This is a genomic window from Cupriavidus sp. 2SB (genome assembly GCF_005503625.1).
Lineage (GTDB): Bacteria > Pseudomonadota > Gammaproteobacteria > Burkholderiales > Burkholderiaceae > Cupriavidus.
Window position 1 is genome coordinate 25,877 of sequence record NZ_SCMX01000020.1, and the last position, 12,947, is coordinate 38,823.

At 56.9% G+C, this 12,947-nt stretch carries 12 protein-coding genes; 11 read left to right on the top strand and 1 reads right to left on the bottom strand.

The window, feature by feature from the left end; all coding sequences use genetic code 11:
- Positions 1 to 398 precede the first annotated feature (398 nt).
- The 7 genes from FFS21_RS11850 to FFS21_RS11880 all read left to right on the top strand — a co-directional run bounded on the left by FFS21_RS11850 (position 399) and on the right by FFS21_RS11880 (position 6,732).
- Complete coding sequence (locus tag FFS21_RS11850) at positions 399 to 743, top strand: carboxymuconolactone decarboxylase family protein (protein ID WP_137925037.1); 345 nt, start codon at positions 399 to 401, stop codon at positions 741 to 743.
- 585 nt (positions 744 to 1,328) lie between these two features.
- Positions 1,329 to 2,312: a LysR family transcriptional regulator gene (locus tag FFS21_RS11855; protein WP_137925038.1), complete on the top strand. Its 984-nt coding sequence runs from the start codon at positions 1,329 to 1,331 to the stop codon at positions 2,310 to 2,312.
- Positions 2,313 to 2,532: 220 nt separating this feature from the next.
- Positions 2,533 to 3,420, top strand: coding sequence for an amino acid ABC transporter substrate-binding protein (locus tag FFS21_RS11860; protein ID WP_137925039.1), 888 nt, complete (start codon positions 2,533 to 2,535; stop codon positions 3,418 to 3,420).
- A 124-nt stretch (positions 3,421 to 3,544) separates the two neighbouring features.
- A complete protein-coding gene (locus FFS21_RS11865) occupies positions 3,545 to 4,288 on the top strand; it encodes an amino acid ABC transporter permease (protein ID WP_137925040.1) in 744 nt (247 codons plus the stop codon).
- The gene (locus tag FFS21_RS11870) at positions 4,285 to 4,953 is read left to right on the top strand and encodes an amino acid ABC transporter permease (RefSeq protein WP_137925041.1); all 669 of its coding nucleotides are present in this window, start codon (positions 4,285 to 4,287) and stop codon (positions 4,951 to 4,953) included. Before FFS21_RS11865 ends, FFS21_RS11870 begins: the two co-directional genes overlap by 4 nt.
- An 11-nt stretch (positions 4,954 to 4,964) precedes the next feature.
- Positions 4,965 to 5,699, top strand: a complete 735-nt coding sequence (locus tag FFS21_RS11875) for an amino acid ABC transporter ATP-binding protein (RefSeq protein WP_137925042.1) — start codon at positions 4,965 to 4,967, stop codon at positions 5,697 to 5,699.
- Positions 5,700 to 5,721: 22 nt separating this feature from the next.
- Complete coding sequence (locus FFS21_RS11880; RefSeq protein ID WP_137925043.1) at positions 5,722 to 6,732, top strand: D-cysteine desulfhydrase family protein; 1,011 nt, start codon at positions 5,722 to 5,724, stop codon at positions 6,730 to 6,732.
- Between the two features lie 147 nt (positions 6,733 to 6,879).
- On the opposite strand, the gene dsbG (FFS21_RS11885) is transcribed toward FFS21_RS11880, so the two are convergent.
- Positions 6,880 to 7,668 carry a thiol:disulfide interchange protein DsbG gene (gene dsbG / locus FFS21_RS11885; RefSeq protein ID WP_137925044.1) on the bottom strand — a complete coding sequence of 263 codons (789 nt, stop codon included), beginning with the start codon at positions 7,666 to 7,668 and terminating at the stop codon, positions 6,880 to 6,882.
- Positions 7,669 to 7,833: 165 nt separating this feature from the next.
- Here dsbG (FFS21_RS11885) and FFS21_RS11890 point away from each other — a divergent pair, with 165 nt between their 5' ends.
- From FFS21_RS11890 to dsbD, 4 genes are all read left to right on the top strand, one after another.
- Complete coding sequence (locus FFS21_RS11890; RefSeq protein ID WP_137925045.1) at positions 7,834 to 8,505, top strand: response regulator transcription factor; 672 nt, start codon at positions 7,834 to 7,836, stop codon at positions 8,503 to 8,505.
- A gap of 14 nt (positions 8,506 to 8,519) precedes the next feature.
- Positions 8,520 to 9,860 carry an ATP-binding protein gene (locus tag FFS21_RS11895; protein ID WP_171020388.1) on the top strand — a complete coding sequence of 447 codons (1,341 nt, stop codon included), beginning with the start codon at positions 8,520 to 8,522 and terminating at the stop codon, positions 9,858 to 9,860.
- 273 nt (positions 9,861 to 10,133) lie between these two features.
- A complete protein-coding gene (gene dsbG / locus FFS21_RS11900; protein ID WP_171020389.1) occupies positions 10,134 to 10,925 on the top strand; it encodes a thiol:disulfide interchange protein DsbG in 792 nt (263 codons plus the stop codon).
- On the top strand, positions 10,922 to 12,868 hold the full coding sequence (dsbD, locus tag FFS21_RS11905; protein WP_137925048.1) for a protein-disulfide reductase DsbD: 1,947 nt from the start codon (positions 10,922 to 10,924) through the stop codon (positions 12,866 to 12,868). The genes dsbG (FFS21_RS11900) and dsbD overlap by 4 nt, the downstream gene beginning before the upstream one ends.
- Positions 12,869 to 12,947: the final 79 nt, after the last annotated feature.

Consider the following 12,947-nt stretch of genomic DNA (forward strand, 5'->3'; position numbering starts at 1 on the left):
CCCTGCCCGCTTGCGCCTCAACGCTGACGAAGCGCTCTCGCGGGCTGCATACCAGCGATCATTCTTCGCGGCATTCGCTTCGAGAACGAGAGTCGCATAAAGGCCGTGGGCGGACGGTCACGCGAACCATCCTTCAACCATCCCCCTCGTCCATTGCGATGCTATGCGGTTCGGTGAATTGCATAGCGATGAACTTCGTGATGGCATGCCCCCATCGGCGAGGTTTCATCCCGTCGCAAGCGACAACTCCCTGGCGATCTTTGAACGCAATTCATAGGTGCTTGGACGAACTTGCGCTTTCACTACGACGTGCTCGTGACTAAGAATTGGGAGGCATTCCCGCACACGCAGGCGAAAGCGCATGCACACCTTGTCGTCACCCAAATGGAGATACAACAATGATCAAGGACTGGATCGATCAACTTAAGAAGAATCGCGCCGCAGGCGCCGTATTCGCGAAGGCCTCGCCGAAGTTGATGGAAGGCTTTGTGGCACTGAATACCAATCAGAATGGCAATGGTGCGCTCGACGCGCGAACGCGTGAGTTGATTGCACTGGCGGTCGCAGTAACGACCCGCTGCGAAGGTTGCATTGCCTCCCATGCTAATGCCGCGCGGCAGGCAGGTGTGACCGAAGCTGAGTTGGCCGATGCACTTGGCACGGCGATGGCGCTCAATGCCGGAGCAGCGTACGTCTATTCTGTGCGCGCGTTTGAGGCGTTCCAACAGTTCGAAGCGAAGTGATGCAACGCTCGGCCACTCCGTCAATCCTACATCTTTAAGATCATCCGACCCACATGTGGGTCGGTCTAACCGACACAGGATTCTCCGGTGTCGCCCTCCGGTTGCCCTCCATATGCACCCCGACCAGTCGAAAAGCCACGCTGGTGGCTCCTCGGCTGCAGACGAGTCGCCCGTCGGTTTCCTTACCTTGCCAGGCATCTCAGCCATGTTGGACCCGTAGTCCAGCCCTCGCTCCATGTAGCGCGGCCTTTCTCGGTGCCTGGCACTCTTGTCCCGTAGCAAGGCCGCTTCGCATGTGGTCCTTTTGACACTCCCCCATTCACTACCATGGGATTTACCCGAATGGAACGTTTGGTTCCATTCCAATAACATTCCTAAGCAATTCACGAGACGTAGATGTCCATCGTCGGCGCACCATCATGGTGGCGTCCGGCCTACCAATCGAGCATGTGAGGCGCCGCCCCACACTTTCGGTGCAGCACGCCGCGGGAGAAGCCCTCCCGGAAGGCCCTGAGCCTGGTTGGGGAATTGCGATGTGATTGGGATCCGTCCCAGACGATGAACCGCGGTGGAATAGGGTATGAGATGAAGAGCTTTGCCACACTTACCCAAATGACGGTGTTCGCAAGAATCGCCGAATCCGGAAGCCTTTCAGCCGCCGCGCGGGATCTCAATCTGTCGCCATCTGCGGTAAGCAAAAGCCTGGCTCAGCTCGAAGAGCGCTTGGGCGTGCTGCTCGTCAAGCGCACGACGCGAAGCCTCACCCTTACCGAGGGAGGCCGGCTGTTTCTTGAGCGGGCAACGTCCATCCTCTCTGATGTGGAGAACACTCTCGACACCGCGCGCCAGTTTGGACACCCCCATGGAAATCTCAAGCTCAGCAGCTCCATCGCGTTCGGCACAAAGCAACTGACAAATATCGTTGGCAGATATCTCGAAGCGTATCCCGAGGTCAACGCCAACATTATTCTGGACGATCGCAACGTCAATCTCTCCGAGGAAAATTTTGACATCGCGCTGCGTATCACCGCCGACACACATTGGGGCTATGCCGCACGGAAGCTAGCCTGTATCCGATGGTTGTACTGCGCCTCACCTGAATATCTGGCCAATCATGCCGATATCGATCATCCCCAGGATCTCACGCATCATGCCTGCCTTGTCTATCCGGCCATGACGCTCGACGGGGCATGGACATTCCGGCGAGACGACCATACCCAGCACATCAAAGTATCACCCCGCATGATCTGCAACTCGAGCCTGGCGCTGCGAGAAGCCGCGCTCGAACATCGAGGCATTGCTTGCCTTCCCACCTACCTGGTGGCCTCCGACATCAGCAAAGGCCATCTCCGCGTGGTAGTTCCCCAATACCGATCCGCGATAGTTCACACGCTGTATGCCATGTACTACCGCTCAAAATACGAGAATCCCCTCATTAGAAGTTTTATAGATTTTCTGGCAAATGAATTCGGCGACATCCCACCTTGGGAGCGCGATGCCCCTGCATCACCAAGCTTGTCTTACCCCAGGGGCTATCCTCGGGATTTTCATGCCGTTGCAAGCGCTTGAATTCACCACCCTGATCATCACGCAGCTTTAAACGTCACCTATTCACAAAAACCACGACAGCCCGTCGTGGCTTTTGTCGTTGCACCTAAATATTGCTCAATTCACTTTGGACAATAACTCAAAGGTCTCATGAACATAATGCGCTTCTCGGCAAATTTTCAATTTGCTTTAATGAATCCAACCACGACCATGCATCGATCCCACCAGGAAGCCTACGACCATGAAATCCACGCACCTCCTTATCGCTGCGATGACGTTCATCGCATGCAACTCATATGCATCAGATGTTGATACGCTAAGCCGAATCAAAAGCTCCGGAGCGATGACGCTTGGTTACCAGGAAACCGCCGTTCCTTTCTCTTATCTTGGAGACAATGCGGCGCCCACTGGCTTCACCTGGGAGATCTGCCAGAGGATCGTTGGGTCTGTAAAGAAAGCCATCGGGCGCAATGACATTGCAGTCAAAAGTCAGCCGGTAACTGGCCAAAACAGAATTCCGCTGCTTGTGAACGGCACCATCGACTTGCAGTGCGGTTCCACCACCAACAATAAAGAGCGCGCCAAACAAGTCGCATTCGCCACGAACACCTTCTACACAGGTACCCGATTTCTTGTGAAATCGAGCTCCGGCATCAATTCCATCACTGACCTGAAAGGCAAAACGGTAGTCTCGACGGTTGGCTCATCGAATCTCCTTGTACTCCGTCGTGTGAACAAAGAGCAAAATCTGGGAATGGAGATTATCGCTGCAAAAGACAATGCGGAAGCGATGCTGCTTGTGCAGTCTGGCCAGGCGGCGGCCTTCGGGATGGACGACATCCTCCTGTTTGGCCAACGCGCCGGATCGCGCAATCCGGGCGACTACGCAATCGTCGGCGATGCTATCCAGGTCGAACCTTTTGCCATCATGCTCCGCCGAGACGACCCCGAGTTCAAGAAGCTTGTGGACGACACGATCTCCGGCCTGATGAAAAGTGGCGAGTTTGATGCGATGTATAAGAAATGGTTCGAAACGCCGATTCCACCCAAGGGAATTTCGCTCAATGTCCCGATGAGCCAGGCGCTTCGAGACAACATGAAGACGCTCTCGGACAAGCCTTCTCTGTAGGTTCCTTACGCCTCATTAGAAAAGGGGACCACTCTAAACGGCCCCCTTTTCCTAATTATTATCAGAATGTTCTGCAAACCATGAATCAATTTTCATCATTCAATAATAGGCGTGAGGATCTGCCGTGAATATATGGGACTGGCAGGTTTTCTGCACGGACACCATCAGCGGCGAGATCTCGCCAAGATGCTTCGGTGAGAATGGCAGTATTACGTACCTGGATTGGATGCTTTCAGCCTGGGGATGGACCCTTTCCGTCGCAACGTGCGCGCTCGTAATCGGTGTCATTATTGGAACCATTATCGGAGTGATTCGCACGTTTGACAATAAGCTCATCCTACGAATAAGCAGCATATGGATCGATCTGTTTCGAAACATCCCATTGCTTCTGCAGGTCTTCCTTTGGTATCACGTTGTGCCTCAGTTGATACCTGGTCTGTCAGGTACGCCTAGATTCTTACTTGTCGTCATCGCATTGGGACTGTTCACTTCCGCGCGGATAGCGGAGCAGGTTCGTACCGGTATTCAGGCGATCCCCAAAGGTCAGCGGGCTGCTGGCCAGGCGCTCGGTCTAACCCGGTGGCAAACGTATCGATTCGTTCTTCTTCCCGTAGCGTTTCGCATCATCGCACCGCCGCTCACCAGCGAGGCTATGACGATCGTCAAGAACTCTTCGGTCGCATTTGCCGTCAGCGTTTCCGAATTGACCATGTTCGCGATGCAAGCGCAGGAGGAGACATCTCGCGGGATTGAAATCTATCTCGCGGTTACCCTCCTTTATTTCGCGTCGACGTTTGCGGTAAACCTGGCCGCGAGGCGAATCGAAAATCGATTCTGCATACCTGGAATGCTGGGGTTCAAGCAATGAACAATCTCGACTTCTCTTTCTTCAACTGGGATACCTTCCTTGTTTTCATAAAAAAAGGGCTCTTCTTTTCGATCAAGCTTACATTGATCGCGATGCTTTGCGGCATCGCCATCGGCACGGTGTTGGCATTGATGCGGTTATCGGGAAGGCGTTGGCTGGAGCGTCCGGCCTCGATCTACGTCAATACGCTGCGATCGATTCCCCTTGTGATGATCATCCTCTGGTTCTATCTGCTGATACCACTATTCGTTGGTCATCCGATTGGTGCAGAGCTCTCGGCAATCATCACTTACGTTGCATTTGAGGCCGCCTATTATTCGGAAATCATGCGCGCGGGCATACAAAGTGTCTCCCGCGGTCAGATCCATGCGGGATACGCCATGGGTATGACGTATGGGCAATGCATGCGGCTCGTCGTGCTTCCTCAAGCATTCCGCGCAATGTTGCCACTGCTTTTGACCCAGACGATCGTCCTATTTCAAGAGACATCGCTGGTCTACGCCATCGGCGCCTATGACCTGCTGAAGGGCTTTTCAATTGTTGGCGTCAACTTCAATCGGCCGGTCGAAACATATTTAATCGCCAGCATCACATATTTCTGCATTTGCTACTCACTTAGCCTGATGGTGAGGAGACTCCAGTTCCGCCTGGCCGTCGTTAGATAAAAGGTTGCGCCATGATCAGTATCGATAATGTTTCAAAATGGTATGGTGACTTTCGGGTTCTCGCCGACTGTTCAACACGTATCGCCAAAGGGGACGTCGTCGTTGTCTGCGGTCCATCGGGATCCGGCAAGAGCACGCTCATCAAGACTGTCAACGCCCTGGAGCCGATCCAGAAGGGAGAAATTCTCGTCGCGGATACCTCCGTCACCAACGCGCGCACAAATCTGTCCAAGTTGCGTAGCCGTGTCGGCATGGTCTTTCAGCACTTTGAACTCTTCCCGCACCTCTCCGTCACGGAAAATTTGACGCTTGCACAGATTAAGGTACTGGGCCGGAGCAAGTCGGATGCACACGCGCGAGGGCTCAAGATGCTCGACCGCGTTGGCCTTCTTGCTCACAAGGACAAATATCCTGGGCAACTCTCCGGCGGGCAGCAGCAGCGCGTGGCGATCGCCCGCGCACTCAGCATGGACCCGATCGTCATGCTCTTTGACGAGCCCACATCAGCACTCGATCCCGAGATGGTTGGCGAAGTACTTGATGTCATGAGTCAATTGGCCGGCGAAGGGATGACCATGATGTGTGTGACCCATGAGATGGGATTCGCTCGACGTGTCAGTAACCGCGTGGTGTTCATGGACGCCGGACAGATTGTCGAGGATTGCGCGACGCACGAATTCTTCGACGGCGCGTCCACGCGCTCCAGCCGCGCAGCGGACTTCCTTTCAAAGATTCTTACCCACTAGCCACTAGCCCAGAGCGCCCGTCATGAATCTTGATTTGCAACGGTACCCACGACTGTTCCTGGGGGGAACGCACACTCCATTGGAATATCTGCCCCGACTTACAAAATTGCTCGGAGGGCCCTCGCTGTTTATCAAGCGGGAGGACTGCTCGCGACTGGCCACAGGCGGAAACAAGACCCGAAAGCTTGAGTTTCTCCTCGGAGACGCGCAGAGACAGGGAGCGGACACGATTGTCACAAGTGGTGCAACGCAATCCAATCATGCACGGCAGACAGCGGCCGCAGCAGCAAAGATGGGGTTTCAATGTACGGTCGTACTTGAGGCGCGTGTCCCGTCTATGGAGCCGCATTACAGTTCGTCGGGCAACGCGCTGCTGGACAAGGTGCTGGGTGCCTCGATTGTCTCGGCGCCGTCGGGCGCAGACATACCAGCCCTGGTGGAAGAGGTTGCGCAACGTCTGCGTGATGCAGGCCGCTCGCCCTACGTGATTCCGGCTGGTGGATCAAATGTCATCGGGACACTGGGATTTGTAGAGTGCGCGGGGGAGATTCTGGCCCAGACCGCCGAACTACAGGTATCCCCAGACCACCTCGTCGTTGCCTCCGGCAGCGCCGGTACGCATGCAGGCCTCCTTGTGGGCCTCGATGCATTGGGGAGCTCCTGCGCGATTTCTGGCATCAGCGTGGGCGCCCCGACATCCCTCCAAGCAAACAAGGTAGGGCATCTGGCCGCTGCCGTCTGCCGCGAGCTCGAGCTTCCCGTGGAAAACATTCCTGGACAAGTACGGGTCGATGATGAGTTCATCGGGCCGGGATACGGCCTGCCGACGGCAGCGGTCAGAGAAGCGATTGATCTCATGGCACGCCATGAAGGCATTCTTCTCGACCCGGTCTACACAGGGAAAAGCATGGCAGCTTTGATTAGCTATGTTCGGTCGGGTCGTTTTTCCAAAGATGAGAACGTTATTTTCGTTCACACCGGAGGCAGTGCCGCACTGTTTGGCTACGAGCTTTTTTTAAGCAGGCCTCACTAGGCGGCCGCCAGCAGCTTTCGCTTGCTTATTCTCCACGTACCGAGGCACCATGAAGCATCGATAGAAGATGGCACGTCATGATTAGTATTGCTGGCGACCTGGCGGCGGGCGTTGCTCCGCGCCATCGCCTGCTGCACCACCCGAGAGTCAGTCTTCGAAGATGCCCATTAGCGTGTCCTCGGGCACTCCGATTTGCCTTCTCAACTTATTGTGACCGTCGATCCAGACTAGTGCGGGTAGTTCGTTGAATCCGAACTGCCGCAGCACGCGCATGTTTGCTTCGATCTGGTGCTGGACCACTTCAGTCGCGGCGGCAGCCGGCATCTCGCAGTGGAACGTCCAGGGCAGATGCGGGCGTACCGCCCTCATCGCGCACTCGTCCATCTGCCTCAGAAAGGTGGAGGAAGGGTCGGCTGCTGTCAGAACTCCCGCGACACGGCCTGCACTCTCCACCCCGCGCAACCCGACAAGAATATGCCGGAGTTGCACTTTTCCGCTATCAACCCAAGGTCGAGCGTCAAGCCAGAACTTGAAACACGATTCACAATTCAAGTCCGTGAACACATAGACGATGCGTGGAGCATCGGTCCTGCCGTCTGCGATCCAGGTTGTGCCCGCCAACTTCTCCGTTAGGGCTTGCGACAGAGCGACGCGTACCGCGGCGATCACCTCCGCCTTGCTGGTTTCACGCCCTGCCATATCGAGCATTGTTCCGATTACCACGTGCTCCCCATCTGGCGCTTGGTAGATGGCAATTGGTCGCCCGTCACTTTCCGCCGCCCACGCATGCAACCCGCCTTGTGACGCAATTGGGCGCAGTACTGAGATGCCCCGGTTGTGAAGGATGTCGAAGAGTCTGGATTCCTTGGGCGTGGCGGCTGTCGCGGTCATCACGGCAAAAAGGAAGATGGCGGAAAGGAACCCTTTGGGGGGCATGCTGTCGATGTCAGGTCCGTAATGAGGTTGCCGCGTGATGTATCCGGATCCGCACGAGGAACCCGGTAAATCTGCGAAGCCGGCCAAGGTTGCGCGGAAAGCGTTAACGGACCGTTAACATCACGACGGAAGAATCCGTCGCAGTCCCCGTGAGAGTTAGGAATAATGCACGTCTTGCTCGTTGAAGATGATCCGCTGGTACGCGACGGAGTTGCCAACGGCCTTCGCATACATGGATTTGAGGTGACACCCGTGGGCAACGCCAGCAGCGCCCAGAGCGTCCGACGAGCGTCCCATTTTGACCTCTGTTTGCTCGATCTCGGATTGCCCGACACCGATGGAGTTCATCTCCTTCGACAATGGCGTGCAGATGGCGTCAGCTTTCCGGTTATTGCACTGACTGCCAGGGATTCCGTCAGGCACAAGATCACGGGTCTGCAAGCTGGCGCCGACGACTACCTGACAAAGCCTTTTGATCTCGATGAACTGGTCGCCAGAATGCAGAGCGTTCTCAGACGCTCGACTGGGGCAATCGTCAATCGCTATCGTTGGGGGCCGCTGACGCTTTCCCCCAACAGCGGGGAGGTACATCGTCATGGCGACTTGATCGAGCTCACGCGCCGCGAGTTCAGACTCCTCCAGGTGTTTCTCCAATACCCCCAACAGATTTTGACTACCACTCAGCTCCAGGACAGCATATATGGGCTAGAGACGAGTGTGGAAAGCAACGCCGTCAACGTTCATATCCACCACTTGAGGCGGAAGCTCGGGCCGAGAACAATTGAAACCGTCCGCGGACTCGGGTTCAGGCTGGGACCGGTGGAAGCGTTCGCATGAGTCTTAGATTTCGATTGCTCGTCATCATCGGCACCTCGCTTTCACTGATGTGGACTGCCGTCGCCGTATGGATGTACCGGGATTTCAACCGTGAGGTCCGATCGGTGCTGGATGCCCGATTGCAGGCATCGGCACGGATGGTATCGAACCTGATGGACAGGCTTCCGACAGCGCAACCGAACACACGATTTTCCCCCGCGTTCCCCATCGCAAAGGATGCGTCTGGCGGCTTGGTCTGCGAGATCAGTCTTTCCCGAGATACGACGGCACCGACATTGCTGGCTCGCACCACCGGAAGCCCCGGCCTGATGCATGCCCAGCCGGGGTATGGTACCTACGAGATCGGCGGGATGGCCTGGCGGGTCTACGTGCTCCAACGTGATGGTGTACGGATTTCGACGGCGGAGCCGGAGAATGTCAGACGTGGTTTGCTGCGGGACTATGCGATGTCTGGGGGCGTGCCATTTCTCGCCGCGGTGATGGGCAGCCTCGCAATCTTATGGCTCGCGATCGCTCGCGGACTCGCTCCACTTGAACGCATACGACTACTCCTCTCGCAGCGCATTCCAGGCGACACCAGCCCGCTGCCCGCCATTTCTGCGCCCAGCGAACTGCGTCCGCTGATCAGTACGCTGCGGCATCTTTTGATTCGCGTACAGGAAGCACTACTGCGTGAGAGACAGTTCTCGGATGATGCCGCGCATGAGTTACGCACGCCCTTGACGGCCATCAGGACCAACATCCAGGTGGCCATACTTGGCCTGCGCAATCACGCACCGCTTCCGCTGGTGGAACGCTCAATGGCCAACGCGGAAGCGGGAGCGTTGCGGCTGCAAGCCACACTCGAAAGCCTGTTGCTCCTCGCTCGGGTCGAAGCCGGCGACGACGATCCCGCAAAGCATTCGACTGATTTCGTGGACACTCTGCGGCAGTCCGTGCAGGAACTGGGTTCGTCAATGGGCGCCATGGAACGCATCGTCGTAACTCCCCCCGCTGACGCCAGTCCAATCTGGGTCAGCGTCCCACCAGCACTCCTCGCGTCGGCGATACGCAACCTGTTGGAAAACGCCTTGCGACATGCACCGTTCGACACTGTTGTCGATGCGCGCATCGAGCGGACGGACAACCGAGTGGTCCGACTGTTCGTGGTCGACCGTGGACCAGGCCTCTCACCTGATCAGATCACGCACGCGACAGAGCGCTTTTGGCGCTGCAGTCCGTCCGCCGAGGGAAGCGGGCTCGGACTCGCCATTGTGAAAGCCATCGCGTCCGAGTATGAGGGAACGCTTACTTTGAGTAGCCCGTCGACCGGCTTGACCGTCTGCCTCGAATTCCCATTCGCCGCTGATGATTGATCCACCAGGCGCGCAACGCAACGTGCGTGGCAATCTCATTCGGGCATCGTCTGGGCTCGCAGTCCATGCCTTTAACTACGCCTTAATGTTGGAATCCTAGCATCCGCGACATCCGTGCTTGCCACGGACTGCCTCTCATCGCGAACACCTGCCGCTTCGACGCGACTGCGCTGTGGCGATCTGAGTCCAGCCAATGAAACCTTGTCATTGCGGATGCCCAATCCAATCTTCCGAAAGCCAAAAACTGCCGTCCTCCGTTCCGCGTGCGCGGGCATGCTGACGTTCCTCTGCATCGCCGAGCCCTCGATTGCCGGCGACACATCGGGTTACCCGAGTGTCATCCAAGACGCCGTGAAGAACGGGATCAGTATCGTAAAGAGCTTCCCGGCGGCCTCGGGCCTCACGGGCTGGGTACTGGAGCGCGACGGCGAGCATTCCATCGTTTACACGACGAGCGACCGCAAAACAATGCTAGTCGGCAATCTTGTGACCGACAACGGGAAGATCCTCTCTGCCGAGTACGAAGATCGCTACATGCCGAAAGCCGATTTCGCCGGCTTGTACGCGGAACTGGAAAAGGCGCCGCAAGTTGTCGAAGGAACGCAAGCCAATCCGAAGCGAGTTCTCTACATCTTCACCGACCCGGAATGTCCCTACTGTCACCTCGCGTGGAAGGCGCTGCAACCCTATGAGGCGGCGGGCCTGCAGGTCAGATGGGTCATGGTTGCCGTCATCAAGCCCTCAAGTCTGCCCAAGGCAGTTGAGATACTGGGCTCGGCCAATAAAACTGACACCTTCCGATCAATGGAGTCGAATCACGGCAAGCCGTGGAACTCGACGGTGAAAACGGACCCAAGCAAAGCTGCCACGATCCAAAAAGGCCTGGCTAGCAACGCCATCCTGATGGAGCGGTTCAAATTCGGCGGAACACCTGGTTTCGTCTGGAAGGACGAAAAGGGAGAGGTACATCTGCAGGCGGGCATGCCAAAGCTCAGTGAACTCCCAAGGATCACCGGCCTGCCTAGACAGAAAATCTCGGACCCAGAGTTTGCGAGGTTCCAATGAAAAAAGAGCCGACCAATGAGATTACACGCTGGATACTTGCGTTGTCTCGGCTTGCACATTTATGGGCAAGCTGGAGCCTTCGCCTGACGGATCGTCTGCCCCTCCCCGGCGCGCGCCCGAGTCTCATATGGGCATTGCTGTGCGTCGCCCCGAGGTTTGCCATGGGCGTTGACTTTCTGCCGCCCGACCAAGCCTTCCGATTGACGGCGGATCGTGTCGACTCTCATACAGTGGCGATCCGCTTCGAAATCGAAGATGGCTACTATATGTATCGCGAACGATTTGCGTTCTCCTCGAACTCGAACAACGTACGGCTGCTCGCGCCAGCATATCCCACACCAGAACGAAAATTTGACGAAACGTTTGACAAGGACGTGGATATCTATCGCAAAGGCGTCAACATTACGCTCCCCTTCGATGAAGGAGGCGCGCCTGGCGATTGGGTACTGCGCGTTACGTCTCAGGGGTGTGCCGACGCTGGAATTTGCTACCCGCCGCAGCAGCATGATGTGCCGATCTCCCCGCTAACCAGTGAGCACCCCCCGGTCATCAATCAGAACGTCACAACGGTCGCGCAGCATACGCCGCCGATAGAAACTTCCGAATTGGAACTTTCATCTGTGCCAGACGCGTCGGCGCGCATCGACCGGGCGCTCTCCAGTCGAAGTCTGATGTTGGTTGTCTCGCTATTCTTCGGAATGGGCGTTCTGCTGGCCCTGACGCCTTGCGTGCTTCCGATGGTCCCGATTCTATCGGTCATCGTCGTAGGTACCGAAGCGAGACGGTGGCGGTCGTTGGCATTGTCTGCCGCGTACGTGCTGGGCATGTCGGTAATCTATACCGGCGTGGGCGTCACGGCCGGCATCATCGGCGAAAGCCTGACCGCGTATCTCCAGGCGCCGTGGGTCCTGGCCAGCTTCGCCGTGCTGCTATCCGTCTTGGCACTCGCCATGTTCGGGGTCTACGAGTTCCAGCTTCCCCAGTCCTGGTTGACTCGCCTGCAAGCTTCGTCTGGCAAGCTTCACGGAGGACACTTCATCAGCGCAGCGGTCATGGGAGCAATGTCCGCCCTGATAGTTGGGCCTTGCGTGACCGCCCCGCTTGCTGGTGCTCTTGCCTACATTGCCCGCAGCGGTGATGCCGTGATTGGCGGCAGCGCGCTCTTTGCGATGGCACTGGGAATGGGCACGCCTTTGCTTCTCGTCGGCGCAGGTGCTGGCGTGTTGTTGCCTCGCACGGGCCAATGGATGGTACATACGAAGACGGCCTCGGGTTACATGCTCTTGGCTCTGGCACTCTGGATGGCGAATCCGATTATGCCGTCGTGGATGTTCATGCTCGCCGTGGCAACCCTGCTCCTGGCCGTGGGCGTCGCGTTGGGAGCATTAACTCCCTTTCAAGGGTCCGCCCCGCTCGCAGCGGTGAAAAAGGCGGTCGGCATTCTCGCCATTTCGTTCGGCGTGGTGCTGATCCTGGGGGTCAGCTCGGGTGGACGGGACGTATTACAACCCCTTGGCAAGCTCACAATCATTTCGGGCGCCGCCGCGAATTCGGATGCGATTGGTCCTCATCAGTCCGATCTGCACTTCGAATCGGTTCAAAGCGTTGACGAACTGGAGGCAAGGCTTGCACAGGCCGCTGGCGACCATCGTCCGGTCATGCTGGATTTCTACGCCGATTGGTGTACGAGTTGCAAGGAAATGGAACGTTTCACGTTCGCGGATTCCAGCGTGAAAAACAAACTGCAACGATTTGTACTGTTGCGAGCAGATGTCACGGCCAACTCGCAGGAAGATCGGGAACTGCTCCGACGGTTCGGGATCTTTGGCCCGCCATCGGCGATCTTCTATGACGCGGATGGCAAGCTCAAAGCGGAGCGTGTCGTGGGCTACAAGTCCGCGTCAGCTTTTCTCTCCACACTTCAACGTATCTACCCTTCCTGAGCGCGGCCTCGAAATCTCGACGCTTTGACAAAGAGCGCGGCCCCTTTCGCGGCCGCGCTCACAGCAGAAAACGACCACC